General features: G+C 68.7%; 28 protein-coding genes. 22 read left to right on the forward strand and 6 right to left on the reverse strand.

What is annotated here, in order from left to right; all coding sequences use genetic code 11:
- Nucleotides 1-127: 127 nt before the first annotated feature.
- Nucleotides 128-373, reverse strand: a complete 246-nt coding sequence (locus QM720_RS10160) for a HepT-like ribonuclease domain-containing protein (protein ID WP_415126152.1) — start codon at nucleotides 371-373, stop codon at nucleotides 128-130.
- 258 nt (nucleotides 374-631) lie between these two features.
- On the opposite strand from QM720_RS10160, the gene QM720_RS10165 reads away from it, so the two are divergent.
- Nucleotides 632-1663, forward strand: coding sequence for a Fic family protein (locus QM720_RS10165; protein ID WP_415126154.1), 1032 nt, complete (start codon nucleotides 632-634; stop codon nucleotides 1661-1663).
- A 746-nt stretch (nucleotides 1664-2409) separates the two neighbouring features.
- Nucleotides 2410-2850, forward strand: coding sequence for a hypothetical protein (locus tag QM720_RS10170; RefSeq protein ID WP_415126156.1), 441 nt, complete (start codon nucleotides 2410-2412; stop codon nucleotides 2848-2850).
- A 280-nt stretch (nucleotides 2851-3130) separates the two neighbouring features.
- On the opposite strand, the gene QM720_RS10175 is transcribed toward QM720_RS10170, so the two are convergent.
- Nucleotides 3131-3667 carry a hypothetical protein gene (locus QM720_RS10175; protein ID WP_415126158.1) on the reverse strand — a complete coding sequence of 179 codons (537 nt, stop codon included), beginning with the start codon at nucleotides 3665-3667 and terminating at the stop codon, nucleotides 3131-3133.
- Between the two features lie 468 nt (nucleotides 3668-4135).
- Between QM720_RS10175 and QM720_RS10180 the strand changes: the two genes are divergently transcribed.
- From QM720_RS10180 to QM720_RS10235, 12 genes are all read left to right on the forward strand, one after another.
- On the forward strand, nucleotides 4136-4570 hold the full coding sequence (locus tag QM720_RS10180; protein WP_415126161.1) for a type II secretion system protein: 435 nt from the start codon (nucleotides 4136-4138) through the stop codon (nucleotides 4568-4570).
- Between the two features lie 110 nt (nucleotides 4571-4680).
- Nucleotides 4681-6045 (forward strand): carboxypeptidase regulatory-like domain-containing protein, encoded by a 1365-nt coding sequence (locus tag QM720_RS10185; RefSeq protein ID WP_415126163.1) that lies wholly within the window; start codon nucleotides 4681-4683, stop codon nucleotides 6043-6045.
- Nucleotides 6046-6053: 8 nt separating this feature from the next.
- Entirely contained in the window at nucleotides 6054-6740 is a 687-nt protein-coding gene (locus tag QM720_RS10190) for a type II secretion system protein J (protein ID WP_415126165.1), read from the forward strand.
- Nucleotides 6741-6808: 68 nt separating this feature from the next.
- Nucleotides 6809-8599: a hypothetical protein gene (locus tag QM720_RS10195; protein ID WP_415126167.1), complete on the forward strand. Its 1791-nt coding sequence runs from the start codon at nucleotides 6809-6811 to the stop codon at nucleotides 8597-8599.
- On the forward strand, nucleotides 8596-9420 hold the full coding sequence (locus tag QM720_RS10200; protein WP_415126169.1) for a prepilin peptidase: 825 nt from the start codon (nucleotides 8596-8598) through the stop codon (nucleotides 9418-9420). Before QM720_RS10195 ends, QM720_RS10200 begins: the two co-directional genes overlap by 4 nt.
- Nucleotides 9421-9451: 31 nt before the next feature.
- Entirely contained in the window at nucleotides 9452-10021 is a 570-nt protein-coding gene (gene pilM, locus QM720_RS10205; protein WP_415126171.1) for a type IV pilus biogenesis protein PilM, read from the forward strand.
- Nucleotides 10021-10479, forward strand: a complete 459-nt coding sequence (pilM, locus tag QM720_RS10210; RefSeq protein WP_415127896.1) for a pilus assembly protein PilM — start codon at nucleotides 10021-10023, stop codon at nucleotides 10477-10479. Before pilM (QM720_RS10205) ends, pilM (QM720_RS10210) begins: the two co-directional genes overlap by 1 nt.
- Before the next feature lies 1 nt (nucleotide 10480).
- A complete protein-coding gene (locus QM720_RS10215; protein WP_415126173.1) occupies nucleotides 10481-11374 on the forward strand; it encodes a hypothetical protein in 894 nt (297 codons plus the stop codon).
- A 3-nt stretch (nucleotides 11375-11377) separates the two neighbouring features.
- Nucleotides 11378-11935 carry a type 4a pilus biogenesis protein PilO gene (pilO, locus tag QM720_RS10220; protein ID WP_415126175.1) on the forward strand — a complete coding sequence of 186 codons (558 nt, stop codon included), beginning with the start codon at nucleotides 11378-11380 and terminating at the stop codon, nucleotides 11933-11935.
- A gap of 268 nt (nucleotides 11936-12203) precedes the next feature.
- Nucleotides 12204-13550 carry a DUF222 domain-containing protein gene (locus QM720_RS10225; protein WP_415126177.1) on the forward strand — a complete coding sequence of 449 codons (1347 nt, stop codon included), beginning with the start codon at nucleotides 12204-12206 and terminating at the stop codon, nucleotides 13548-13550.
- Between the two features lie 195 nt (nucleotides 13551-13745).
- Entirely contained in the window at nucleotides 13746-14621 is an 876-nt protein-coding gene (locus QM720_RS10230; RefSeq protein WP_415126179.1) for a YihY/virulence factor BrkB family protein, read from the forward strand.
- A gap of 423 nt (nucleotides 14622-15044) precedes the next feature.
- Nucleotides 15045-17558 carry a glycogen/starch/alpha-glucan phosphorylase gene (locus tag QM720_RS10235; RefSeq protein WP_415126181.1) on the forward strand — a complete coding sequence of 838 codons (2514 nt, stop codon included), beginning with the start codon at nucleotides 15045-15047 and terminating at the stop codon, nucleotides 17556-17558.
- 443 nt (nucleotides 17559-18001) lie between these two features.
- Here the strand turns inward: QM720_RS10235 and QM720_RS10240 are convergent, their stop codons facing one another.
- Nucleotides 18002-18733 carry a glutamine amidotransferase gene (locus tag QM720_RS10240; RefSeq protein ID WP_415126183.1) on the reverse strand — a complete coding sequence of 244 codons (732 nt, stop codon included), beginning with the start codon at nucleotides 18731-18733 and terminating at the stop codon, nucleotides 18002-18004.
- A gap of 175 nt (nucleotides 18734-18908) precedes the next feature.
- Here QM720_RS10240 and QM720_RS10245 point away from each other — a divergent pair, with 175 nt between their 5' ends.
- Genes QM720_RS10245 through QM720_RS10255 form a run of 3 tightly spaced genes read left to right on the forward strand, consistent with a single transcriptional unit; the run spans nucleotide 18909 to nucleotide 20760 of the window.
- Nucleotides 18909-19826 carry an NAD(P)-dependent oxidoreductase gene (locus QM720_RS10245; protein ID WP_415126185.1) on the forward strand — a complete coding sequence of 306 codons (918 nt, stop codon included), beginning with the start codon at nucleotides 18909-18911 and terminating at the stop codon, nucleotides 19824-19826.
- Nucleotides 19827-19873: 47 nt separating this feature from the next.
- Nucleotides 19874-20101, forward strand: a complete 228-nt coding sequence (locus QM720_RS10250) for a response regulator (RefSeq protein WP_415126187.1) — start codon at nucleotides 19874-19876, stop codon at nucleotides 20099-20101.
- Nucleotides 20098-20760 carry a CYTH domain-containing protein gene (locus QM720_RS10255; protein ID WP_415126189.1) on the forward strand — a complete coding sequence of 221 codons (663 nt, stop codon included), beginning with the start codon at nucleotides 20098-20100 and terminating at the stop codon, nucleotides 20758-20760. Before QM720_RS10250 ends, QM720_RS10255 begins: the two co-directional genes overlap by 4 nt.
- Nucleotides 20761-20966: 206 nt before the next feature.
- Here QM720_RS10255 and lpdA read toward each other — a convergent pair whose 3' ends face one another.
- Both lpdA and QM720_RS10265 read right to left on the reverse strand, forming a co-directional pair.
- A complete protein-coding gene (gene lpdA, locus QM720_RS10260; RefSeq protein WP_415126191.1) occupies nucleotides 20967-22367 on the reverse strand; it encodes a dihydrolipoyl dehydrogenase in 1401 nt (466 codons plus the stop codon).
- Nucleotides 22368-22376: 9 nt separating this feature from the next.
- Nucleotides 22377-22913 (reverse strand): copper resistance CopC family protein, encoded by a 537-nt coding sequence (locus QM720_RS10265; protein WP_415126193.1) that lies wholly within the window; start codon nucleotides 22911-22913, stop codon nucleotides 22377-22379.
- Between the two features lie 56 nt (nucleotides 22914-22969).
- Here QM720_RS10265 and QM720_RS10270 point away from each other — a divergent pair, with 56 nt between their 5' ends.
- Nucleotides 22970-23413, forward strand: a complete 444-nt coding sequence (locus tag QM720_RS10270) for a hypothetical protein (protein ID WP_415126195.1) — start codon at nucleotides 22970-22972, stop codon at nucleotides 23411-23413.
- Between the two features lie 173 nt (nucleotides 23414-23586).
- Here QM720_RS10270 and QM720_RS10275 read toward each other — a convergent pair whose 3' ends face one another.
- On the reverse strand, nucleotides 23587-23943 hold the full coding sequence (locus QM720_RS10275; protein WP_415126197.1) for a hypothetical protein: 357 nt from the start codon (nucleotides 23941-23943) through the stop codon (nucleotides 23587-23589).
- A 187-nt stretch (nucleotides 23944-24130) separates the two neighbouring features.
- Here QM720_RS10275 and QM720_RS10280 point away from each other — a divergent pair, with 187 nt between their 5' ends.
- From QM720_RS10280 to QM720_RS10295, 4 genes are all read left to right on the forward strand, one after another.
- On the forward strand, nucleotides 24131-24628 hold the full coding sequence (locus QM720_RS10280; RefSeq protein ID WP_415126199.1) for an FHA domain-containing protein: 498 nt from the start codon (nucleotides 24131-24133) through the stop codon (nucleotides 24626-24628).
- Nucleotides 24625-25305, forward strand: coding sequence for a MerR family transcriptional regulator (locus QM720_RS10285; RefSeq protein ID WP_415126201.1), 681 nt, complete (start codon nucleotides 24625-24627; stop codon nucleotides 25303-25305). The genes QM720_RS10280 and QM720_RS10285 overlap by 4 nt, the downstream gene beginning before the upstream one ends.
- 93 nt (nucleotides 25306-25398) lie before the next feature.
- Entirely contained in the window at nucleotides 25399-25962 is a 564-nt protein-coding gene (locus tag QM720_RS10290) for a MerR family transcriptional regulator (protein ID WP_415126203.1), read from the forward strand.
- A gap of 192 nt (nucleotides 25963-26154) precedes the next feature.
- Nucleotides 26155-26487: a GIY-YIG nuclease family protein gene (locus QM720_RS10295; RefSeq protein ID WP_415126205.1), complete on the forward strand. Its 333-nt coding sequence runs from the start codon at nucleotides 26155-26157 to the stop codon at nucleotides 26485-26487.
- Nucleotides 26488-26532: the final 45 nt, after the last annotated feature.

Here is a 26532-nt window from a genome sequence, read left to right on the forward strand (position 1 = left end):
TCAGCTGCGTGTGTGGGGCCGGATGCCGCCAGGTCTGGGCGCCGGCCCGCGGCTATGCCGCCTGCTCGACCCATCATTCACCTCCGTCGTCATCCTCGGCGTCGAGCCTCGATGCAGCCTCGGCGAACTAGGGCGCGAGCGCCGTCGCCCAGGCAGGCAGGGAAACGGAGAGCGTCTGCCACGTCACGTCGCGGTCGGTGATCGAGTAGTGGTGGGCAAGTTTCTCGCGGTTCTTCGCAGCGTCGCTCCAGCTCACCCCGCGCGGCGCGGCGAGTCCACGAGCCGCGATGGTCTTCGCCGCCTCGCCGGTCTTGATCATCAGCGAGTCGCCCGCCTCCTGCGCGACCTCGTCAGCGTCGTAGGCGTCCTCCATCACGGCAGCACCTTGCCGCGGAGGATGTCGCGGTCGCGCTGGGGGTCGAGCCCTCGATAGCTCACGAGATCGACGCTCCGGCCGAGGATCGACTCCAGCGCTGTGACACCGAGGCGCTTCGCGACCTCCCGCTGCGATCCCCCTCGGTGAGCAGCGATTCCGATGCACTGCTTCGGATGAAGTTGTTGTGTTGCATTCCTTCGGACGAGCTATGACAAATCTGATAAATTGTCGTTGTTGGATAAGTGAGGTGCAACTATGACAACTTCTACCGCGGGCCGGCCCGGACGCGGCCGGCCCCCTCGCGGCGTCGTCTACCAGCGCTTTGCAGCGGCCATCGATGAGCTCGCTGACTACGGGGGTCTGCCTAGGCCCGTTGAAGCAAAGCAGCTCTGGGACGACCTCTGGCACCTCGAAGCGCACCACAGCACCGCGATCGAGGGCAATACCCTCGTGCTCCGTGAAGTCGAGCAGCTCCTCCAAGAGGGCAGGGCCGTCGGAGCGAAGGATCTGAAGGACTACATGGAAGTTCTCGGCTACGCCGAGGCATCCCGCTGGATCTACGAGCAGGCGGTCGACCCCGGGCAGTGGCAGCACGATGGATTGGTCAACCTGACCGAAGTCCGGCGGATTCATGCCCTTGTTATGAGCAAGGTCTGGGAGGTAGCGCCTCACTCCGATGCCTACCCGAGCGAGTCGCCCGGCAACTTCCGGGAGCACGACATCCGCCCCTTCGCCGGAGGCATGACTCCGCCGACCCATCCGATCGTGCCATCGGAGACCGCGGGTTGGGTCGACCGCGTGAACCGTCTGAAGGCGGACCTCGCCTCCGGCGCCGGCATCGACTCGGTGCCCGAGCGGCTTGCTGCGCTGCACGTCGAGTTCGAGCGAGTGCACCCCTTCATCGACGGGAACGGGCGCACCGGGCGACTCCTGCTGAACCTCATCCTGATCCGGCTCGGCTGGCCGCCGGCCGTCATCCTCAAGGAGCAGCGTCGCCGCTACCTCAAGGCGCTGGATAGTGCTGACCACGGTGACCTCGCCCCGCTGGCTGAAGTCATCGCCCGGTCGGTCATCGACAACCTGCACCGGCTCATCCCGGACATCGCCGACCCGGCGAAGTACGTGCCGCTGGAAGCGCTCGCCGACGAGGAGTTCAGTCTGGGCGCACTCCGTCAAGCCGCAAGTCGCGGACGCCTCGAAGCGATCTTCGGGCCGGATGGTCGATACCGCTCGAGTCGCGCCGCCGTCGACGCATACAAAGCCTCGAAGTACGAGCGACGCGGTTGACCCGGCGCGGCGCTTCCAGCGGCTTCAGCCGGATGCCGAGCCGATCTGCTCGATTCCATGCGTTGAACTGCGCGACGGCGTCGTCCATCGGCAGGTCAACGTGTGCTGAGGCGGCTACTCTCGCGTAGTCGTCGCGCCAGTGATCGTGGGCATGCATGATCGGGGGCCAGTGCCGTTCGGGAAGCCCGAACTGTGCTGCTGCGGCGCGCGCCGCAAACACGGCGACGGTCGCATCTCTCACGTTCTCTATCGTCGGGCTTCCGGTCTCTGCGATGAGGTCGCGGAGCAGGAGCAGGTCGACGACGTCGCGCGGACGGTCGTTGACGGAGGTGGGAGGGTCATGCGGGTCCGAGACCGAGTGCAGCTTCTGTGCGATCTGAAGTCTCATGGCGATCCCCACGAGGCCGTCAGTGTCGGGGAGGCCGAAGCGATCCAACGGCGGCGGTTCCACTCGCTCCTGTTCCTCACCGATCCCGGCTTCATCGGGCGACGTTTCGAACTGGATGCGACGCCAGGTCACACCGCGAAGAGCGTGCCGCCCTTGAGCAGGAAGAGCATGCGACCTTCTGCGTCGAGTGCCCGCTGAACTGCCGCGATGGCGATGGTCGAGGCGATCAACCAGCCCAGCCGGCCGCCGTCCGCTCCCTCGCCAGGTCGATTCTGCGCCTGAGCGATCCGCCGACGAATCCGCGACGCAGACTGAGTCGGTGCGACGGGTACTCGTACGCGGTTGTTCTCGTCGCGATATGTCGGCTGATGTCGGTGGACCCGGCCAGGATGCGGCGTTGACCTCGACTCCTGTGCTGCATGCCTGGGTGGATGAGTCTATGCATGCGCCCGGCGGTGTTCTTACCGAGGGCATCCACATTCTCGCGGCTGCCGTCGCCGACCCGGCGAGCTGCGAACCGGTCCGCGCCGAGTTGCGGCGCTTGCTCCCCGGAGGGGCTCGCCGGCTGCACTGGCGGGACGAGAATCCACGACGGCGACGAGTCATCGCGGCGGCAGTCGCGACCCTCGACGTTGCCCAGACGGTCATCGTCGGTGCACCGCTCGACCAGCACAAACAGGAGCGCGCCCGCCGTTTGTGCATGGAGCGGCTACTGCACGAGCCGTCGGCGCATACTTCCGCGCGATGGACGTTGAGCCCTATGAACAGCTCCGCCATAGGCTCGCCGAGCATGCGGTAAAGCTGAACTGACACGTCGGGGAAACGTTAGGGCCGAGTCCCGGTATCCCCCGGGAGCCTCGGCCCCTTCTTCCTCACACCCCTGCGGGGGAGGCGCGTCCTCAAGGTAGCATTCCTGTGCTGGTTGTGGGGACGCGCAGTGTTCGCGAGACGAGCTCACGTCCGAACCCCGACACCCGGGCTCGAGTCCCGAACCCGTGTTAGGATTGCGATGCGGCGGGCAGTAGCCCTCGGAACCTGGCAGTCTTCCGGACGGTATGACGGGCCAGGTTCACGCATTTCTAGAGCCTGACTACCCGGTCTTTGACGAGCGGCTCAGCGCGACGCTTCCAGTCGCCGCCGCTCGAACAGCACCACGCGACGGCGTCGCTCACCCACAGCAGCGGGTGCTCATGCGGCGCCGAGTGCTGGTAGCGAAGGTGCGACGCTGCCTCGCTCTGCACGACACCGGCGATGAGCCTGCGATCGGCAACCTCAAGCGATGCATCCCTTTCGATGATGAGTTCGTCGACGCCGGAACGACAAGCTTCGGCCGCCATCTCGACCATGCACAGATCGCGAGCCTCCTTGTTCGGCCTGCCATCACTGATCCACACGGCAACCCGAACATCGAGTTCGTTCATCCGAGAGAGGATCTCGCGTCGCCGGCTGTCCCGCTCACTCTTGAAATGAACGCGACGCTGACCAGGCTTCAACAACGTGCGAAGCGACCTCTCGCACTCGCGCACGGATCCCACCGCGGCCGCCGTGGCCACCACGTAGTAACCGCGAGCCTTGGACTCGTCCACATAGAGACGGTCGGAGGTGCGGAACATCATCGCCCAAGTTTATTGGGGGCCATCCAGCGCCGCAGCGGCGGCCGTCACGTCACTTGACAACTTCTGCAGCCGGCAAACTCGTCCCGCCCTTGAACGTGAACCTCACCGGAGCGAGCGATCCGTCCGGAAGGGCGATGACCTGCCATGAAAGTCCCCGTCTTGCTTCTGCTGCGACGGCTGAGGGTCATGCGTGACGCGCCCGGAAGGGGGCTCGGAGGGTCTAGATGTGAGGTTTCTCATGAAAGAGGCTGTGATCGACCGTGATCGGCGGGGGAGGGGACGGGGTGAAAACCCCCGGAATTACGCGGAAAATGGGGCTAGTTAATAGTCATTAACAATAATCACTTTTTTCACTTCATTAGAGACTTCTCATTTTTCTGGATCTTCGCTATGTTGATTCTTGTCAGCACCACCCCCCGGAGCTGATTGCACTGAGAAGTGCACATCCCCCCACCTTGAAGGACAATCATGAACAAGCTCGTGTCCCAGACGCTGGCCAAGAAGCAGAACGGTGAAAAGGGCTTCACCCTCATCGAGCTCCTGGTCGTCGTCATCATCATCGGCATCCTCGCCGCGATCGCCATCCCGGTCTTCCTCAACATGCGCGAGGGCGCGTGGAAGTCGTCGGTCGAGTCCGACGTCAGCAACGCCGCCATCGTTCTCGAGACGGTTGCCACGAACAACAACGGCAAGCTGCCTTCGACCGTCTCAGGAACCTACGCGGCTGACGAGTCCCCCGTCCCTATTGATGGCGACGTCCAGCTGACGATCTCGCCCGACAACGAGCTCGTGATCGAAGTGGGCACTGATGGCACGTCGTACACGATCACCGGTTCGAGCGACAACATCGACGGCAAGGAGTTCGAGTACAAGAGCGATGGCGAAGGAACTGGCTGGGAGTGATCTAGCCGCCTGACCAGGCCCGAACACGTTGTGCCTGCGCGGCTTCCGCGCAGGCACAACGTGCAAATCCCCCCATGCCATCCCCCCCGCGGCACGTGAAGGAGGTTCCCGTGCGCCGTTCACTTGCGTCCGACGACGCCGGCTTCACCCTCATCGAGGTCGTCGTCGCGATGATCGTCTTTGCGATCATCTCGACCGGGTTCCTCTTCGTGCTCACCTCGAGCCTCGCGACCACCCGCGACACCCGCGCCCGCGTCGTCGCCGCGAACCTCGCGTCGCAGCAGATCGACCTCATCCGCGCGGCCGGCGATGTGTTTGCCGTGGAGAGCGATGACTTCACGACGACCCTCAACGGCGACACCTTCCGCGTCGTCGTCCGGTGGAATTGGCACACCTCGACCGGTGCCAGTGCCAGCTGCGAGGCCGGTGCCGCCGTCGGAGCCCTGGAGTACAAGCAGGTGACGGTCGACGTCAGCTGGGAGACGGCCCGCAACGGCACGCAGCACGTCATGAGCGACACGCTGTTCACCCCCACCACCAAGATCAACGACCAGTCGCTCGGCACGGTGCTCGTCGGCGTCACCGACTCGGCCGGCGAGCCGGTCAGCGGCGCGACCGTGAGCCTCAGCCCCGCGGGCGTCGCGGCTGTCACGACTGACAGCGAGGGTTGCGCCTACCTGCTCAAGGTGCCCGTCAACGATTACACCGTGAGCGTGTCGAAGAGCGGCTACATCGGCGTGAACCAGCTGACCGCGCCCACCGCGACCGTCTCCGTCGTCGCCGGCAGCTCGTCGCGCGTCAGCTTCTCGTACGACGCCGCCGCGACCTACAACATCACCTACGCGGGCAACTACACCGGCTCCAAGGTGCTGCCCACGAACCTGACAACCACCTTCCTCTCCACCTACGGCACCTCCGCCGTCACCGACACCGCCGCCACCAACCCCAAGTCGATCACGCGCTTCCCGTTCTCGTCCGGCTACAACATCCTCGCCGGCGGCTTCGCCGACACCCCCGACGTCGCCGCCACGAGCTGCCTCGCCCCCGACCCTGGCCACTGGGCCGCGGGCACCGACGCCGCGGGAGCATCCCGACTGGCCGGTGAGCGCCCCGGCGCCGTCGGCGTCGCAGCGGGCGCGAGCGATGTCGCCTCGGTGCCGATGGGGGTTGTACAGGTGACCGGCCTGCCCAGCTCTGCCAAGAAATACGTGACAGCCGTCTACGTCGGAGGCGGCGCCGGCGACCCCGGCTGCACGCTCACGACCGCACCGAAGTACACGTTCGGAGAGCTGGCCAAGACAACCACCAGCACGACGATCGCGCTGCCCTACGGCACCTACAAGCTCTACTACGGCACGAGTTCCGGTGCGACCACGACGCAGCTCACTTCCGGCATCACGGCGGCGGCATCGGCCATCGTGTCCGGCACCGGCACGAACACCGTCGTCGTCCTCGACCCGAGGGTGGCCGGCTGATGCTCCGGATGCGACGACTGCTGCACCGCGGCGACCAGCAGGGGATGACCCTCATCGAACTCGTCGTGGCGATGGGCCTGATGAGCCTGCTGATGGCACTCGTGGCGACGATGTTCGTCGGGACGATGCGCTCGTTCGGCGACCAGCGTGGCTCGGTCACCAACAGCCGCATGGCCTCCACCGCGATGAACGAGGTGACCCGCATCATCCGAGCCGGCACCGAGATCCCGGTGTATGGCAGCGTCGACAACACGCCGGTGTTCCTCTATGCGGGGGCCGAGCAGATCATCATGCACTCCTTCATCGACGCCGGCGTCTCGACCGATCCGCCGCCACTCAAGGTCCAGTTCGCACGCAACGCGAACAACGAACTCGTCGAGACCCGGTGGGAGGCTTACCACGTGCACACGACGTACTGGGCGTTCCAGACCACGACCGACTATTCCCGCGTCGTCGCGCGGTCGCTGCTCGCGCCCAGTACGACCAAGCCGCTGTTCCAGTACTACGACAAAGACGACAATGCGCTCGTTCCCGCCGCCGGTGAGAGCCTGACGACGGCGCAGATCCGCAACATCGCGAGCGTGACGGTGACCATGCAGGTGCAGTCGGATGGCAGCGGGCGCGTGGCGCCGATCGTGCTGCAGAACCAGGTCGGACTGCCGAACCTCGGCGTCGCGCGTGTGGAGGTGCACTGATGATCGCGTCAGATCGAGGCGTTTCGTCTCGCTACGCTCGCTCAACGACCGATGGGCACGCTCGCTCAATGACCGATCGGACGTTGTTGCGCGACGAGTCCGGTTCGGCGCTCGTCGTCGTGGTAGCCGTCGGGGCGGTGCTCGCGATGCTCATGACCATGCTCGTCGCGCTCTCGATCAACGGCATGAAGCAGGCGCACTCCGATGCGGACTGGAACGCAGCGCTCGCGGCCGCGTACGCCGGCATCGACGAATACCAGAGCCGGCTGTCCGCCGACACCAGCTACTACCGCTTCGGCAACTCGAGCTCGACCTTCGCGAACGGCAGCATCCTCACGGCAGACTCCACCAACCCCGCCTTCGGCCTCGGCGCGGGCGGTACGTGGGCCGACGTCAACGGCAGCGAAGGCCGCGCCCAGTTCCGCTACGAGGTCGACAACTCGGCCTACCTCACCTCCGGGCGCATCCGCGTGCGCGCCACCGGCAAGGTCGGCGACGAGACACGCACCCTCATCGCCGACCTCAAGCAGCAGGGCTTCATCGACTTCCTCTACTTCACCGACCTCGAGGTGCAGGATCCGACCCTCTTCAGCACCACGACGGCGGGTTGCTTCACCGACAGCACGAAGACCGTGATGAAGTACGCATGGAACGGGCGCACGACCTCGAGCAGCAACCCCTGCAAAGACGTGTCTTTCGGTGCCTTCGACACGATCAACGGGCCGGTGCACTCCAACGACACGATCCGCGCCTGCCAGACGGTGTTCGCCGGTGCCGTCACGACGGGCAAACCGACCAGCCCCTACTACTCGGCTCTGACATCGACCAATTCGAGCTGCACCGCCGCCACGTTCTCGCTCGCCGGATACCCCGCGTACGGCGGTGTCACCGGCATGCCCGAGACGAACTCGCAGCTGAAGAAGGAGACGCGCACCGACCTGACCGCCACCGATGTGCCGCGGCCCGGGTGCCTGTACACCGGGCCGACCCAGTTCACGTTCAACTCGAACGGCACCGTCACCATCCGCTCGCCCTTCACGAAGAAGACGCGCATCGGCGACGCGAACTCATCTACCGGTTCGGAGCCGAGCGAGTGCGGCACGATCTCGCAGCTGCAGTCGGCGGCGGGGGCCACGATCACCCTGCCCGACAACAACGTGCTCTACGTGCAGAACGTGCCGTCGGTCACGACCGACGTCAACTACTGGGCCTCGGACGCCTGGCCGGCGAACTTCACCTGCACGAGCACGACGAATGGCGGCTGGGTGTTCGGCACGGCCGCCTCCTACACGGCGTATCCGATGCGGTCGGCGTACAACACCGTGAGCGAAGTCGCGCCCGACAAGATGCCCTACGGGTGCCGCGCCGGCGACGCGTTCGTCCAGGGCACCTTCAACGGCGCCGAGACGGTCGCGGCCGAAAACTACATCGTCGTGGTCGGCGACGTCACCTACGCTGACCGGCAGGAGAACATCCTCGGGCTCGTCGGCAACAACGCGGTGCTGGTCTGGAACCCCAAGAACAGCAGCGGCGCCCTGCTGCAAAGCGGCAACCGCACGATCGAGGCCGCGATCCTCTCGGTCGCGCACACCTTCCAGGTGCAGAATTACGACGTGGGGCCTGCGCGCGGGACACTCAATGTCTACGGCGCGATCGCCCAGAAGTACCGCGGTACAGTCGCCACGGCCAACAGCAGCACCGGCGTGATCCAGACCGGCTTCTCGAAGAACTACGTCTACGACACCCGGTTCAAGTACAAGGCGCCGCCGAAGTTCCTCAACCCCGTCACCACCACCTACGGCGTCACGACCTGGGTCGAGACGGCGGCCGTCTTCAACGCAGACGGGTCGGCCCGATGACTTCGCCCACCACCCTCTCCACCCTGATCCCGGTGATCACCGCGATCGGCGGCGTGTTCGGGCTGCTCATCGGCTCGTTCCTCAACGTCGTCATCTGGCGCGTGCCGCAGGGGATGAGCATCGTCCACCCGCCGAGCGCCTGTCCGCAGTGCGGCACGCGTATCGCCTGGTACGACAACATCCCGGTGCTCTCGTACCTCGTGCTGCTCGGACGCTGCCGCCACTGCAGCGCGCACATCTCCGTGCGGTATCCGCTCGTGGAGTTCGCCACCGGCGTGTTCTTCGCCGTGCTGACGTTCGGCGCGTTGGCCGACTGGTGGCCGCTGGAGGTGCTGCCCGCGCTCCTCTACCTCGCGGCGATCTCCGTCGCCCTGTTCCTCATCGACCTCGACACCCGGCGGTTGCCCGATGTGATCGTGCTGTCGTCGTATTTCGTCTGCGGTGCGCTGCTCGTGCTCGCGTCGGTGCTCCTCGGCGACGGGGGAGCGCTGCTGCAGGCCGCCATCGGCGGCGTCGCGCTGTTCATGTTCTACCTGATCATGGCGATGATCTATCCGGGCGGCATGGGCGGTGGCGACGTCAAGCTCGCGGGCCTGCTCGGCATGTGCCTGGGCTGGTTCGGCTGGGGCGCGCTCATCGTCGGCGCGTTCGCGGCCTTCGTCATCGGCGGCGTCGTCGGCGTCGTGCTGATGATCGGCCGGCGCGCGACGCGCAAGACGGCCATCCCGTTCGGTCCTTCCATGCTCGTCGGAGCGTGGCTCGGAATCTTCGCAGGGTCGGCGATCGCCGATTTCTATCTGACAACCGTGGGGCTGGCGTGATGACGACCGACCCGCAGAAAGGAGTGGTGACGTGGCCAGTGTGGTAGCGCTCGACTTCAGCCGAGCCGGCATCCGTGCCGTCCAGATCGACGAGGCGTACACGCCCCGCCCGAGGATCAGCCGATTCGGGAACGTCGCCGTTCCCGAAGGCACGATCTTCGACGGCGAGATCGTCGACACCGGGCGCGGGGTCAAAGCGATCAAAGAGCTGTGGAAGAAGTCGGGCTTCACGACGAACCGGGTGGCGTTCGGCATCGGCAACCGCAAGGTCGTCGTCCGCGAGGCGACGCTGCCCGTGCTGCCCAAGGCGCAGCGCAAGCAGTCGCTGCGGTTCGCGGTCGAGGGGCAGATCCCGCTCGACCTCGACGACGCGATCCTCGACTTCCTCCCGCTGCGCGATGTCGGAGGCGGCCAGCAGGAAGGTCTGCTCGTCGCGACCGTCAAGAGCGGGCTCGAAACCACGGTGACGGCGATCGAGGATGCTGGCAAGCAGGTGGATGCCGTCGACTTCGCCGGCTTCTCACTGCTGCGGGTTTCGCCCGGAGCTCCGGGCGAAACCCGGCCCTCATCAACATCGGCGCGTCGAGCACCATCATCCTGATCGCCACCGGAGGCACGCCCGAATTCGTGCGGCTCGTGCCCAGCGGCGGCGACGACATCAGCCGCACCCTCGAGCGCAGCCTCGGCATCAGCTTCCACGAGGCCGAGCAGGACAAGGTGCGCCGCGGATTGCAGGGCGGAGCCACGACGCCGCGCGAGGTCGACGCCGAGCACCTCGTGCGGGAGAACGTCGCGGGGCTCATCGAGAGCATCCGCAACACCCTGAACTTCTACGCCAACGCGCACCCCGGCCAGCACATCTCCAGCGTCGTGCTCGCCGGCGGAGGCAGCCGGCTCGCGGGCCTCGGCGCCGTGCTCAGCCGCGCTCTCGGCATCGCGACGACGCATGTGGACCCCCTCGACACCTTCACGGTGCGCCGCAAGCAGCACGCCGCGGGTGTCGAGAAGCTCGCTCTGGAACTGGCCGCGCCGCTCGGCGTGACCGTGGGAGGTAAGTGAGATGGCACTCGTCAAGACCCCGAAGCAGACGAAGCCGCCACGGGCGCCCAAGACCGCGAAGGCCCCGAAGGTCGACAAGCGCGCGACGACGGCGGCCCCCGCGGCTCCCGGCTCGCGCCGGGCGCGGGCGGCAGCGAACGACGACGCGACGCAGTTCGCCCCGTCGCAGCGCGTGCACGCCGTGGCTCGCGTCGACCTCATCCCGCCGTCGGTGGAGATCCGTCGCAAGCAGCGCCGCACGAGGCGGCTGCTGCTGGCGGGGCTCGCCGGGCTGACGGCGGTCGCGGTGGTCGCGGGGCTCGGCGCCGCGGTGCTCGCCTTCGGCGCAGAGAAGGCCCTCGCCGACGAGCAGGTGCGCCACACGCAGTTGATGCAGGAGCAGCAGGAATACAGCGAGGTTCTGACGGTCAAGGGGCGGCTGAGCGACTACGACTCCGCCCGGCTCGCCGCGCTGTACCCCGAGGCCGACTGGGCACGCCTCATGCGCGAACTCGACGCCGCCATGCCGGCCGATGTCACGCTCACGACGGAGACCATCACGGTTCGAGGCGGCTCCGACAGCGGTCCGGTCGGGCAGGAAGTCGCGATCGACGCGCAGGGCGTGATCGAGATCACCTTCGCCGCGCAGGGCTCGGGCTTCGGGTCGCCGACCCCCATGCTCAACGCGCTGCCGTCGTTGACCGGCTACGTCAGCGCCAACGTCGAGTCGGTCGTCAACTCCGACGGCGGCTACACGATCACCGGCGTCGTACGCCTCGACGCCTCGGCGCTGGGCGGCACCGCCCGCGTCAACGCGCTGGACGCGGACCTCGTCGACCAGTTGCACGAGGCGCTGCAGACGGCCCTCACGACACCCCCGGCGGACTCGTCCGACACGACGGACAGCGAGGAATAGGAAATGAACAAGCACCGTTTGGCCCTGATCGTCATCGGCATGCTCGCCGTCGCTGTCGTCGCGGGCGGCTTCTTCCTCGGCGTGCAGCCGCAGCTCGACCGTATCGCGGCCGCCGACAAGCAGACACAGGGGTTGCGCACGACCAACCAGGTGCAGGAGGCGAAGAACGCCGCGCTCGCCGCCGACAGCGAACATCTCGACGAGTACAAGGCGCAGCTCGCGACCGGCATCGCGGAGATTCCCGAGGCGCGCTCGCAGCAGGCGCTCGTCGACGAGGTCGGTGCCGCAGCCGGCGCCGCCGGCGTGACCATCGAATCGATGACGTTCGACACGGCGACGAGCTTCTCCGCGCCGGGCGGCGTCGACGTCGCCCTGCCGTCCGCGGGCACGCTCGTCGCGGTGCCGATGACGCTGTCGGCCACGGGCGACCGCGGCTCGCTGGAGAACTTCGCGGCGAACCTGCAGGCATCCAGCCGCATCGTCACGGTGTCCAGCAGCAGCTTCACCGACGGCAGGCTCAGCCTGTCGGGCACGACCTGGGTGCTCATGCCGAACAGCTGACACCACACAAGCCGATCCCGCGGAACCCGCCGCGGTCGATCGTTGGACCACGGGGCGCGAGTAGCTGGGGAGCCTCGCGCCCCGTGTTGTTTTGGGTTGTTTTTGGGTTGTTTTTGGCGCCGATTCGATCCTCCGCTGCTAGCACGAAGGTCGGACATTGGGACCGGTTTCAGGCGCGTTATCCACAGGTGTTTTAGCACCCTAAGATGAGAATAAACTCATACATATGTACTAGTATTGGTTGACCCGGGCGAGTAGTGTGGGGGACATGAATTCACCTCTGGCCCCTCTGATCGACGCGGTGACCGCGTTGAATCAGGCGTGGCCGGGCGGGCCGGTGGAGGGGTGCGACCCGGGCCGGCTGGTCGAGGTGAACCGGCTGCTCGGGCAGGCGCGTCGGCTGCTGGATGCCGCGGCGGTGCAGGTCGCCGCCGAAGTCGCCCGGCAGTCCCGGCCTGAACTGGGCGCGGATTCCCTCGCGAAACGGCAGGGACACCGGACCGCGGCGGTCATGCTCGCCACCACGCTGGGCACCACCATCGCTGAAGCGGCGAAACTGGTGGAGGTGGGGGATGCGACCGCGCCCCGGCTCCTGCTGACCGGGGAGCAGGCTCCAGCGCGGCACCCGCACGTGGGCGCCGCGGTGACGGCCGGGAGGCTGGGGCGGGATGCCGCAGCCATGATCATCCGGCTTCTGGACTCGCTGTCCGACCGGGTCCCCTTCGACGCCCTCGATGACGCCGAGCGGCTTCTCACGGAGCAGGCGGTGGGAGTGGATGTGGGGATCCTGCAGAAGATCCTGCTCCGCGCCGAGGCGCACCTCGACCCCGACGGGCTTGAGCCGAAAGAGGAAGAGCAGCGCGCGAAGACGGGGCTGTCGATCCGGCAGGACGGCACCGGCATGATCATCCTGAACGGCGCGTTCGACCCGGTGCGGGGTGCGCCGATCGTGTCGGTGATCGATGCGATGGTCACCGCCGAGCTCGGCCGGCAACGCGACGCCGGCACGAAAGGCAACGGGCTGCCTCCGAAGCCGATTCCGGTGCTGAACGCGGAAGCCCTGATCGCGATCTGCGAGCACTACGCGGGATGCAGCAAGAAGCACGAGTCGCTGCCCGGCGCGACCGTCATCGTCCGCGTTGACCTCGCCGACCTGCAGGCCGGGACCGGGGTCGGTGTCATCGACGGCGTCGACCAGCCCGTCTCCATCGCCACAGTGCGGCAGATGGCCGCATCCGGGGGCGTCATTCCCTGCGTACTCGGCGCCGACAGCGAGATCCTCGACTGGGGACGCGACAAGAGGTTCTTCACGCCCGCGCAGAAACGGGCGATCACCGAACGAGACGGTGGCTGCATCGGCTGTGGGGCGCCACCCGGACGCTGCAAAGTCCATCATTTGACCTGGTGGTCCCATGGCGGCAGGACAGATCTCGACAACGGTGCCCTGCTGTGCGAGTCGTGTCACCACCTGATCCACGACCACGGCTGGGACATCCGCATCGACGGACCCGGCATCAACTCCGACGTCTGGCTCATCCCGCCGCGTCACGTCGACCCCGCACGCACCCCACGCCCCGCCGCCAGGCGGCGCCACGACTACCACCACGCCGCGTAGCGCTGCGGCCGTGCGGCGGCGCGTTTGCTCACGGCTCCGATGCCCGCTCGACGACCGGGCCAGGGGTCGGGGACGCGGCAGCGGTTCGTCTCGCGGCGCGGCGCGCTCGACGACCGAGAGGTGCCACGCTCCGGTCGGCGTCCGGATCGGAGGCTCCGGCCCACCCGCCGCCGGTTGCCCGCATATCGTGGAGGCATGGACATCCCCGGCACCGTCAAGCGGATCGTCGCCTGGGCCCAGACACTGACGCCCGTGCGGGCGGTCATGCGCTACCTCGACAACCACGGCGCGCTGCTCGCCGACAGCGTCACCTACCGCACCCTGTTCGGCGTGTTCGCCGGCGTCCTGCTCGGCTTCTCGATCGCGGGGCTCTGGCTCGCCGGCAACCCGCAGGCGTTGCAGGCGCTCGTCGATGCTGTCGACAGCACGATCCCCGGACTCGTCGGGCCCGACGGGCTCATCGACCTCGACGACGCGACGCTGCCGGCCGGGCTGTCGATCGCCGGCATCCTGTCGCTCGCGGGTCTCGTCGGCGCCGCCATCGGCGCGATCGCCTCGTTGCACGTCGCGATGCGAGTGCTGTGCGGTACCGCGTCGGACGACGTCTTCTTCGTCTGGGTGATGCTCCGCAACCTCGCGCTCGCCGTCGGCGTGGGAGCAGCCCTCGTCGTCTCGGCGGCCGTCACCGTGCTCGGCACCGCGGGCCTCGGCGCCGTCGCCGACTGGCTGGGCGTCGGCAGCGGCGACCCGATCGTCAGCTGGGGCAGCCGATGGCTCGCCATCTTCGTCACCTTCGCCCTCGATGCCGTCGCCATCGCCGTCCTCTTCCGCGCCCTGTCGGGGGTGCGGGCACCCGCCCGGGCGCTGTGGACCGGGTCGCTGCTCGGCGCCGTCGCGCTGACCGTGCTGCAGCAGCTGTCGGGCCTGTTCGTCGGGGGAGCGACGCACAACCCCCTGCTCGCTTCGTTCGCGTCGCTGATCGCCCTGCTGCTGTGGATCAACCTCTCGGCGCAGGTCATCCTCATCGCGACGGCACTCATCGTGACGCTGACCGAGGATGCCGCGGACTGACTCATCGGCAGGGCTCGCGGCGTTTCGTCTCGCTGCGCTCGCTCAACGACCGGGGGGGCGGTTGCTCAACGGCCGGGGCGCGCTCAACGACGGGGGGCTGCGGTCGCTCAACGGCCGGGGGTGCGGTTGCTCAACGGCCCGGGCGCGCTCAACGACGGGGGGCTGCGGTCGCTCAACCGCCGGGGGTGCGCGCGCTCAACGGCCGGGGCGCGCTCAACGACGGGGGGCTGCGGTCGCTCAACCGCCGGGGGTGCGGTTGCTCAACGACCCGGGCGCGCTCAACGGCCGGGGGTGCGGTCGCTCAACGACCGGGGCACATCCTGGGCGTTGAGCGACGAGCGCAGCGAGGAGACGAAACGCGCGAACGCCACGCCGACGCGCGTCGATGTGCATCGAACGCGACGGCACGTTACGTTGGACGACGTGCCTGAACCCACTGTGACCGGTCCCGCCGCCCACCCGCTCGGCGCCACCCACCCGCTCGCACTCGCGCCGGTGACGGGCCTCGCGGCATCCGTCGACGGATTCGTCCGCCAGTTCCTGCGGAACCTCAACTACGAGCGCGGGGTGCCGCTGTCGGCATCCAGCGCGAACGACCGCTACTTCGCGTTCGCGATGACCGTGCGCGACTACCTCATGGCGCGCTGGCTCGAAGACCTTCGCCGCCAGCGCGAATCGCAGGCCAAGGGCGTGTGCTACCTCTCCGCCGAGTACCTGCTCGGCCGCCAGCTCGACAACAACCTGCTCGCCAGCGGCCTGAACGACATCGCCACCGAGGCGATGGCGGCGTGCGGCATCGACATCGACGACCTGCGTGCGCAGGAGGTCGAGCCCGGCCTCGGCAACGGCGGCCTCGGGCGCCTCGCGGCCTGCTTCGTCGACTCGCTCGCAACGATGGGCGTTCCGAACGTGGGATACGGCATCCGGTACGAATACGGCATCTTCCGCCAGACCTTCGTCGACGGCCAGCAGGTCGAGGCCCCCGATGCGTGGCTCGCGATGGGTTCGCCCTGGGAGTTCCCGCACCCCGAAGCCGCCCGCACCATCTCGTTCGGCGGCCACACCGAGACCTACGACGACGAGGGCGTGGAGCGCACCCGCTGGATCCCGGGCTGGAACGTCCAGGCCGTCCCCTACAACTACATGGTGCCCGGCTACCTCAACGGCCGTGTCAACACCCTGCGCCTGTGGGGCGCGAAGGCGACCAATTCGTTCGACCTGCGCGTGTTCAACTCGGGCGACTACGAAGAGGCCGTGCGCGCGCAGACCTACGCCGAGAACATCTCCAAGGTGCTCTACCCCGAAGACTCCACGCCGCAGGGCAAGGAGTTGCGCCTGCAGCAGCAGTACTTCTTCGTGGCGGCATCCATCGGCGACTTCCTCGACAACCTCCTCGCACCCGACTTCGACCTGACGAAGCTGCCCGAGCGTGTCATCTTCCAGCTCAACGACACCCACCCCGTCATCGGCGTGCCCGAGCTCATGCGCGTGCTCGTCGACGAGCGCGGACTGGAATGGGATGCCGCCTGGCAGGTCACCCAGCAGTGCTTCGCCTACACGTGCCACACGCTGCTGCCCGAGGCCCTGGAGGTGTGGTCGGTCGACCTGCTCGGGCGCCTGCTGCCGCGGCACCTGGAGATCATCTACCGGATCAACGACGAGTTCCTCGCCGAGGTGCGCGAGCGGTTCGGCGACGACGAGATGCGCATCCGCAACATGTCGATCATCGGCGAGTTCCCCGAGCGGTCGGTGCGCATGGCGTACCTCGCGACCGTCGCCGGCGCCAAGGTCAACGGCGTCGCCGAGCTGCACTCGCAGCTGCTGCGCGACAAGGTGCTGCCCGACTTCAACGAATTCTTCCCGGGCAAGTTCACCAACGTCACCAACGGCGTCACCCCGCGCCGGTTCATGCGGCTCGCCAACCCCGGGCTGTCGGAACTCATCACGTCGGCCATCGGCCCGGGCTGGCTCACCAACCTCGACCGGCTGCGCGAGCTCGAGACCTACGCCGAGGATCCGCAGTTCCGCGCCGCGTTCGCAGGCGTCAAGGCCGCCAACAAGCAGCGCCTGAGCGACGTGCTGCGTGCCCGCGACGGGTTCGAGGCCGACGAGAGCCACATGCTCGACGTCATGGTCAAGCGCCTGCACGAGTACAAGCGGCAGATGCTGAAGCTGCTGCACGTGGTCACCCAGTACGAGGCGATCACGTCGGGTCGGGTGGCGGCATCCGAGGTGCAGCCGCGCACTGTCATCTTCGGGGCCAAGGCCGCGCCGGGCTACCAGATGGCCAAGCGCATCATCCACCTCATCAACGCCGTCGGCTCGGTCGTCAACGACGACCCGCGCGTCGAGGGGCGGCTGAAGGTGCTGTTCCCGCCGAACTACAACGTCACGCTCGCCGAGCGGGTGATCCCGGCCGCCGACCTCTCGGAGCAGATCTCCCTCGCCGGCAAGGAGGCATCGGGCACCGGCAACATGAAGTTCGCCCTCAACGGCGCGCTCACGATCGGCACCGACGACGGCGCGAACGTCGAGATCCGCGAGCTCGTCGGCGACGACAACTTCTTCCTGTTCGGACAGAGCGAGCCCGAGGTCGAGGCTCTGTGGGCGCGCGGCTACAAGCCGGCGGAGTTCTACCAGCACGACCCGCAGCTGCGCGCCGCGATGGACCTCATCGCCTCGGGAGCCTTCTCGGGCGGCGACCGCACCGTCTTCGAGCCGATCGTGTCGAACCTGCTCTACGACGACCGCTTCATGGTGCTCGCCGACTACGCCTCGTACATCGAGGCGCAGGCCCGTGTGGACGCCGCCTACGCCGACCAGGACGCCTGGACCCACGCGGCGGTGCTCAACGTCGCCCGCAGCGGTTTCTTCTCGTCCGACCGGTCGATGCACGACTACATCGAGCGGATCTGGCACACCCCGCCCACGCGCTGAGGGCCGCGGGGGCTCGCTGATACTCGCGAAAGCGTGCCAAACGCAGGGTCAACCGATCGAGAGTGGCTCTGCGGAGCCGCCTGAGGCGGTTTCACCCTGCGTTTGGCACATGCGGCGGCGGGAGGCCACCGGCGTTTCGTCTCGCTGCGCTCGCTCAACGACCGGGGAGTGGCCCGCTCAACGACCGGGGGTCCGCTCAACGACCGGGGGTCCGCTCAACGACCGGGGACGTGCCGGGCTGACCGGTCGTTGAGCGAGGCGCGCAGCGCCGAGACGAAACGCTCCGGCAGCGCCGAGACGAAACGCTCCGGCAGCGCCGAGACGAAACGCTCCGGCAGCGCCGAGACGAAACGCTCCGGCAGCGCCGAGACGAAACGCTCCGGCAGCGCCGAGACGAAACGCCCCGGCAGCGCCGAGACGAAACGCCCTGGACGGCCGCGCAGTCAGCGGGCGTAACGGTCGGCGAAGGCGCGCAGGATCGCGCCGGTGTGGGTCACCGGCAGGCGCCGGACGGCGTCGAGGGTGAGCTGCAGCTCGTCGGCGGCGAAGTACCCGTGGTCGGCGTAGGCGTGGATCCGGGTGGTGATCCCGTCGACATCCAGCTCGGGGTGGAACTGCGTCGCGTACACGTTGCGCCCGACGCGGAACATCTGCACGGGGCACGCCGCGCCGCGCGCGAGCAGGGTCGCCGTCGGCGGCAGCACCGCGATCGCCTCCTTGTGGCCGACGAACGCGGCGAACGTGTCGGGCATCTCGGCCAGCAGCGCATCGCTCCGACCGGCGTCGGTCAGCGAGACCTCGACGACGCTGATCGGCTCGCGGTGCGTGCCGTCGATCACCGCGCCCTGGTGCGCCCCGACCGTGCCGATGCCGTAGCACGCACCGAAGAACGGGAAGTCGCGCGCGACCACCTCGTCGAGCAGGGCCGCGAACTCGGCCTCGACCCGGTGCTGTGTCGCGGACTTCTCGTGCTCGGGGTCGGAGGCGTTGAACGGCCCGCCGCCGACGAAGATCCCCGAGTAGTCGTCGAGGTCGATCGGCCCGAGCGGCCTCGCCTCCATCCGCACGCGCACGAGGTCACGCTCGTCGAGCCCGGTGTATCGCAGGAACAGCGCGTACTCCTCGTCGGCGGGGAGGTCTTCGGCGCGGGTGGCGAGCAGCAGGAACGGTTTCATCGGTGGTCGAGTCTATTCGGTGCGCGGTGCGCGGTGCGCGGTGCGCGGTGCGTGGTGCGTGGTGCGTGGTGCGTGGTGCGCGGTCCCGGGCCGGGCGCCCCGACGGGCCCGGCGTCGGCGCCCCCACTGCCCACCCCCATTGCCCCCGCCGGGGCGGGTGCCTAGCGTGGGCACTATGTCCACCATCGCCTTCATCGGACTCGGTCACATGGGCACGCCCATGGCCGCGAATCTCGTCGCCGCCGGTCACACCGTCCACGGAATCGACCCGAACCCGGATGCCGCCGCCGCAGCGGCCGCCGCCGGCGTGCGGATCGTGGCATCCATCGCCGACGCCCTCGACGGCGCCGACGCGTGCTTCACCTCGCTGCCGAGGCCCGAGCACGTGCGGGCCGTGTACGGGGGAGCGGGCGGGGTGTTCGAGGTGGCATCGGCATCTACCGTCCTGATGGACACCTCGACCGTCGACATCGAGACCTCGCGCTGGTGCCACGCGCAGGCCGACGAGCGCGGGCTGACGTTCGTCGACGCGCCGGTCTCGGGCGGCACGGCGGGGGCTGCCGCGCACACCCTCACGTTCATGCTCGGCGGACGGCAGGACGACATCGAGCGGGCGCGGGAGTTCGCCGCGCCCCTGGCCGGCAACGTCGTCGCGTGCGGCGCCGCGGGGTCGGGCATCGCGGCCAAGCTCGCCAACAACATGATGCTGTTCATCAGCGTCATGGCGATGGCCGAGGGCTCGCAGCTGGCCGCTCGGCTGGGCCTCGACCCGAGGGTGTTCTACGACGTTGCGCGGGTGTCGTCGGGGGAGTCGTGGGCGGTGCGCACGTGGTATCCGGTGCCGGGAGTCGTAGAGACCGCGGCGGCGAACCGCAACTTCGACGCGACGTTCTCGGTCGATCTCGCCCGCAAGGACTGCGCGCTCGCGGTGGATGCCGGCGACCTCACCGGCGTGCACCTGCCCGCAGCTCGCCTCGCCCTGGCACAGCTCGACCTGCTCGTGGAGGAGGGGCTGGGCGGCAAGGACTGCAGCCTCGTCACCCGCTTCGCGACGCCCGACGGGGTGCTGGAGGGGTTTGACCCGGCGCGCTGAGGCCGGGCCGGCCCGGCCCGGCGATAGGCTGGCGGCAGGAGGTCACCATGGCCATTGCACGACTTGTCGGAGGCCCGCTCGACGGGCAGGTGCTCCCGCTCGAGGATGCGTCGCAGCAGCGACTGATCATGCCCTACAGCGAGACCCAGATCGTCTACGCGCGCGAGGGCTCGCCGTCGCACACCGGCGACCACGACGGGCCCACCGAGGCGGTGTTCCGCTTCGTCGAGGCCGAGGGCGACATCGCCCCCGACGTCGACGGCCGGGACGAGTGACCGCGGCGCGCTCCCTCGAGATCGAGCGCAAGTACGACGTCGATGCCGATACGCCGCTGCCCGATTGGGATCTGCTGCCCGGGGTGGCGACGGTCGACGCGCCGGAGCCGCGCGCCCTCGATGCCCGCTACTTCGACACTCCCGACGGGCGGCTCGCGGCGGCGCTGACCGCGCTGCGCCGTCGCACCGGTGGCCCCGACGAGGGCTGGCATATCAAGCAGTCGACCCCCGCGGGCAGGCTCGAGACGCAGTGGCCACTCGACATCGAGGACGTCGCGGATGCGGGGGACGCCGCCGGCGCGCCGGATGCCGGCGCGCCCGCGCGCGTGCCCGCCGAGGTGCTCGCGGCGCTCGCGCCCATCGCCGCGCCGCCGTTCGTGGAGCTCGCCCGCATCCGCAACGCCCGCACGGCGTACGCCCTGCGCGATGCCGCCGGGGGGCTGGTGGCGGAGTTCGTCGACGACCGCGTCATCGCGACCGACGTGCGCCGCGGCGTGCAGACCGCGTGGCGTGAGTGGGAACTGGAACTCGGGCCTGCGGCCCCCGGCGAGGCCGGCGCCCGCGCGGCCCTGTTCGCCGTGGCCGATGCCCTCGTGGCCGGTGTCGGCGGGCGGGTGTCGGCATCCGGCTCGAAGATCGCGCGCGCCCTTGGCGCGTGAGCCCGCGGCGCGGAAGAGTCCGGGGCGTTTCGTCTCGCTCGCTGCGCTCGCTCAACGACCGGGGGCTCGACGGCCGGGAGCTCGACGACCGGGAGTTCGACGGCCGGGGGCTCGACGACCGGGGGCTCGACGTCCGGGAGGATTCTCCGGACGTTGAGCGAGGGCCGCAGGCCCGAGACGAAACGCCCCGGGCCCACCGCCTGCTACTACATGTTGATCATGTGGCCCGCGAGGCCGTGGAAGGCCTCCTGCAGCGCCTCGGACAGCGTCGGGTGGGCGTGCACGTTGCGCGCCGCCTCCAGCGCCGTGAGATCCCACTTCTGCGCGAGGGTGAGCTCGGGCAGCAGCTCCGACACGTCGGGGCCGATGAGGTGGCCGCCGAGCAGCTCCAGGTGCTCGCCGTCGGCGATGAGCTTGACGAAACCGACCGGTTCGCCCAGGCCGTTCGCCTTGCCGTTGGCCGAGAACGGGAACTTGGCGACGCGGACGTCGTAGCCGGCATCCCGCGCCTGCTGCTCGGTGAGCCCGAACGACGCGACCTGCGGCGAGCAGAACGTCGCGCGCGGCATGAAGCGGTAGTCGCCGAGCGTCATCGTCTCGGCGCCGGCGATGGTCTCCGCGGCGACGACGGCCTGCGCTTCGGCGACGTGCGCGAGCTGGAGCTTGGCCGTGACGTCGCCGATCGCGTAGATGCCCGGCACGTTCGTGCGCATGTCGTCGTCGATCGCGATGGCGCCGCGGTCGGTGAGGGCGACGCCGGTATTCTCCAGGCCGAAGCCCGCCACGCGCGGCGCGAAGCCGATCGACATGAGCACCTTGTCGGCCGTGATCTCGCCGCGCGCGCCGTCGGCGTTCGCCGCATAGGTCACGGTCACCGACGAGCCGTTGTCGACGACCGACTCGACCTTGGTGGAGGTCAGGATGTCGACGCCGTACTTCTTGTACTGGCGCTGGATCTCCTTCGAGACCTCCTCGTCCTCGTTCGGCAGCGCGCGATCGAGGAACTCGATGATCGTGACCTTGACGCCGTAGTTGCTGAGCACGAAGGCGAACTCCATGCCGATGGCGCCGGCGCCGACGATGACGATCGAGCCGGGCAGGTCGCGGGTGAGGATCTGCTCCTCGAACGTCACGACGTTCTGGCTCAGCTGCACGCCCGGCAGCAGGCGCACGGTCGATCCGGTCGCGATGATCACGTTGTCGAACGTGACCTCCTCGGTCGCGCCGTCGGCCTTCGTCACGACGATCGAGGTCGGTCCGGTGAACGAGCCGCGTCCCTCGTACTCGGTGACCTTGTTCTTCTTCATCAGGAAGTGGATGCCCTTGACGTGCGTGTCGGCCACCTTGCGGCTGCGATCCCACGCCGACCCGAAGTCGAAGTGCACGTCGCCCGAGATGCCGAACAGCTCCGCCTTGTGCAGGAAGGTGTGCGCCAGGTCGGCGTTGCGCAGCAGCGCCTTGGAGGGGATGCAGCCGACGTTCAGGCACACGCCGCCCCAGTACTTCTCTTCGATGATGGCGACCGACTGGCCCAGCTGCGAAGCGCGGACCGCTGCGACATACCCACCGGGACCGGCACCGAGGACGACGACGTTGTAATGAGGCATGCCTCAAGCCTAGTCCTCGCGCGGGGCGCGCTTTCGAGAAAGCACGACGACGAGAACGATGCCGACGACGCACACCACGGCGATGCCGCCGACCCACAGCAGCCACGTCGCATCGGTGCCGGCCATGTCCGCGCCGGGTGCGGGCGTGAAGGTCGCCCCGCCCTCGCCGACCGTGAACGCGTACTGGCCCGAGATGGGATGCCCGTCGCTGGAGACGACGCGCCACAGCACGGTGACGGGGCCAGAGCCCGCCCCCTGCAGCGCCTGGCGCACGCGCGTGCCGTCGAGCACGGGATCACCGTCGGTGAGGTCGGTGCCGGCGGCGTCGGTCACGACGATGTCCGTCGCGCCGGGTTCGTCCAGGAGCACGCCGCTGAACGTCAGCGCGATCTCGGCCGGCAGGGCGTCGAGGTGGGCACCGTCCGCGGGGTCGGCGCCGAGCAGTTCGTCGTGCGCCCACGCGGGCATCGCCGCCAGCGACAGGATGCCGGCCAGCACCAGCGCGGCGAAGGCGAGCACCCGGTTGTGAATTCTCGATGACGTCACGATGTCGAGCCTAGATCCGTCTGTTGCGACCGGCATCGCAGGCCTACCATGGCGCCATGACGCGTTTTGCGACGCGACGACAGAGAGAAGGTATTCGGATGGACGCCATGATGATGAGCGCCATGTCCCAGGACATGATGTCGATGGAGGGCATGCCGCAGATGGACATGGCCATGATGCAGGCGTGCATGGACGCGTGCGCCGCGTGCGAGCAGGCGTGCACCGTGTGCAGCATGCAGATGATGGACTGTTCGGCGTCGTGCATGAACTGCGCCGACATGTGCAACACCATGATGCGGGCGATGATGCGCATGCAGGGCATGACGCCGGCGTCGATGATGTCGATGCTCGACGCCTGCATGGCGATGTGTCAGACCTGCATGGACATGTGCATGATGCACGCCGACATGAGCCCCGTGTGCAAGATGTGCGCCGACTCGTGCCAGGCCTGCATGGATGCCTGCATGGCCATGAAGGACATGATGATGACGGCCGCCTGAGGCCCGGCTCGGAAACCGCGTTTCGTCTCGGCCCTGCGGGCCTCGCTCAACGTCCGGTCGTTGAGCGCACCCGGTCGTTGAGCGAGCGAGCGCGGGCTCCGGTCGAGCGAGCGTGGCCCCCGGTCGTTGAGCGAGCGAGCGCAGCGAGCGAGACGAAACGCTCCGATCCGCCGCTACAGCGCGAGGGTGTTGAACAGCCGCCCGCCCACGCTCAGGACGTGGTAGCGCGGGTGGTATGCCACGGGTGCGCCCGCGGCGAGCTCTGCGGTCGGCTGCGCGGCCGCCCAGGCGCCGTTCCACAGTTCCACCGGCGCGCCGTCCAACGTGTGCACGAGGGCGGTGCCCGCGGCATCCGTCGCGGTCACGATCGCGTCGACCCACTCGCCGGGCGTCGCCGAGACCAGGCGGGCCTGGATGAGGTGCACGGCGTGCCCGGGGGCGAACGACGAGCAGGCCTGCCCGTGCGCGCACATGCAGATCGCGTCCTGACGCACCGGGGTGGGCGTAAGGCGGTTCTGCGACGTGGACACGGGCTTCTCCTCGGTAGAGGCGCGGGATGCGCCGGATGTGCTGACCCGGCCAGGCTAGAACGCGCCGCGGCGGCGAGCGAGGGGCGCCGACACACACGGAAACATTCGCCGTCGCGGGCGGCCCGGCCCGATCGGGGGTTTCGGAGACGGGCCGATCCATTAGGGTGAAGTGGAGGGAGGAGCCACCGTGACCGACAACAGCCGCGACGCCGCACACGGCGGCATCCACCGCGACGCCGACAGCGGACGGCACGAGACGCACGACACGACGCAGACGTTCGGTCACGACTCCGATCTGTCGTTCGTTCCGTTCGGCAGCGAGCTGACCGAGGTCGAGCGCGAGGCGATCGCCGCGCTGCCGTCGCGTGCCGCGCTGCTGCTCGTGCGGTCGGGTCCGACCGCGGGTGCCCGCTACCTGCTCGACGCCGACGTCACGACGGTCGGCCGGCATCCCGAGGCCGACATCTTCTTCGACGACGTGACCGTCTCGCGCCGCCACGCCGAGATCACCCGCACCGGCGGCATGTTCGAACTGGTCGACCAGCGCTCGCTCAACGGCACCTACGTCAACGGCGAGCGCGTCGACCGCGCGCAGCTCGAGGACGGCACCGAGGTGCGTGTCGGCAAGTTCCGCCTGAACTTCTTCGTATCGCCCGCCGACCGTGGTGCGGTGACCGGCGGGTGAGTTCGGCGGCATCCCCCCGCGGGCGTTCGGCGACCGCGGGCTACCTCAGCATCGGTCAGGTACTCGCGCGGTTGACCCCGGAGTTCCCCGAACTCAGCGCCAGCAAGCTGCGCTACCTCGAAGTGCAGGGGCTCGTCACCCCGATGCGCACCGAGGCCGGATACCGCAAGTTCTCGCCCGTCGACGTCGCCCGCCTGCGGACGGCACTGACCCTGCAGCGCGACCACGACTTCAAGCTCGCCCGCATCCGCGAATACCTCGATGCGCACAGCGACGACGCCGACATCGCGTTGCCGCCGTCGATCCTGCACGCGCCGCGCCGCTACCGCCGCGACGAACTGCTGTCGACGGCGGGGGCTCCCGCGGCGCTTCTCAACGACGCCGTCACGGCGGGTCTCGTCGTCGCCGCCGACACGTTCGACGAGCGCGCGGTGACGCTGCTGCGCGCCCTCGTCGCGCTCGACGCGCACGGCATCCAGCCGCGGCACCTGCGGACCATGCGCGTGGCGGCAGAACGCGAGGCGGCGCTGGTGGAGAGCGCCCTCGCGCCGCTGCTGCGCCGCACGGATGCCGCCGCCCGCGCCCGCGCCGCCGAGCTCGCGCCGGAGCTGATCCACCGGATCGACGACGTGCGGGCCGTGGTCGTGCAGGCCACGATCGATCGCCTCACGTCGTGAGCGCGCCGCGACACGCCGACGCGCCGGATGCGGATGTCGTTGCCGCAGGCGCGGTGGTCATCTACCGTGGAACCACACCGTCTGGAGGTGACGATGACCGTGCGGGATGTGCCTGAGCTTCACGGTGGCGCGCAGTTCGCGACCGATCTGCTCTTCACCGATGGGCTGCCCCAGATGGACGACGAGGCCGGCTACAAGGGGGCCATTGCCGCCCGCGCGGCCGGCATCACCTACCGGCAGCTGGACTACTGGGCTCGCACCGAGCTCGTCGAGCCCACCGTGCGGGGCGCGAAGGGGTCGGGGTCGCAGCGGCTGTACGGCTTCCGCGACATCCTGGTGCTCAAGCTCGTCAAGCGCCTGCTCGACACCGGCATCTCACTGCAGCAGATCCGCACCGCGGTGGAGCAGTTGCGGGCGGCCGGCATCCGCGACCTCGCCGGCACGACGCTCATGAGCGACGGCGCCTCGGTGTACCTGTGCACGTCGAACGACGAGGTCATCGACCTGGTCAGCCGCGGGCAGGGCGTGTTCGGCATCGCCGTGGGCAAGGTGCTGCACGAGGTCGAGTCGACGCTGCTGGAGTTCGACCCGCAGGTGCCCGACCCGGTCGACGAGCTCGCCGCTCGCCGCGCGGGCCGCGCCGCGAAGGCCGTCTGACCCCTCGACCTCGCTCAGCGACCGGGTCGTGCTTGCGGCGTTTCGTCTCGCGGCTGCGCCGCTCGCTCAACGACCGGTGGTGAGCTCACGGTCGTTGAGCGAGGCGCCGGAGGCGCCGAGACGAAACGCAGCAACGACTCCCGCCTGTGGACAACTTCGGCGCGCCGCCGGCGGCATCCGTACGCTCCTGCCATGCCGTATGTTTACCTGCTGACGTGCGCAGACGGAACGTTGTACGCCGGGAGCACCCTGGACCTCGACCGTCGTCTTGCCGAGCATGCGGCCGGTGAAGGTGCCGCATACACCCGCCGTCGGTTGCCTGTCGAGCTCTTCTGGTTCGCGGAGTACGAGCGCATCGATGAGGCTTTCGCGTGGGAGAAACGACTTCAAGGATGGAGTCACCGCAAGCGCATCGCTTTCGCCGAGGGCGGTCTCGATGCCGTCAGGGGCTGGAGCGCGCGGGAGCGAGCGGAGCGCCGGGGGCTTTCGGGTTCGGACAGCGCTCGTTCTCGCTCCGACTCTTGATTGCGGCGTTTCGTCTCGCGGCTGCGCCGCTCGCTCCACGACCGG

It is taken from the genome of Microbacterium sp. (assembly GCF_047602155.1).
Taxonomy (GTDB): Bacteria; Actinomycetota; Actinomycetes; order Actinomycetales; family Microbacteriaceae; genus Microbacterium.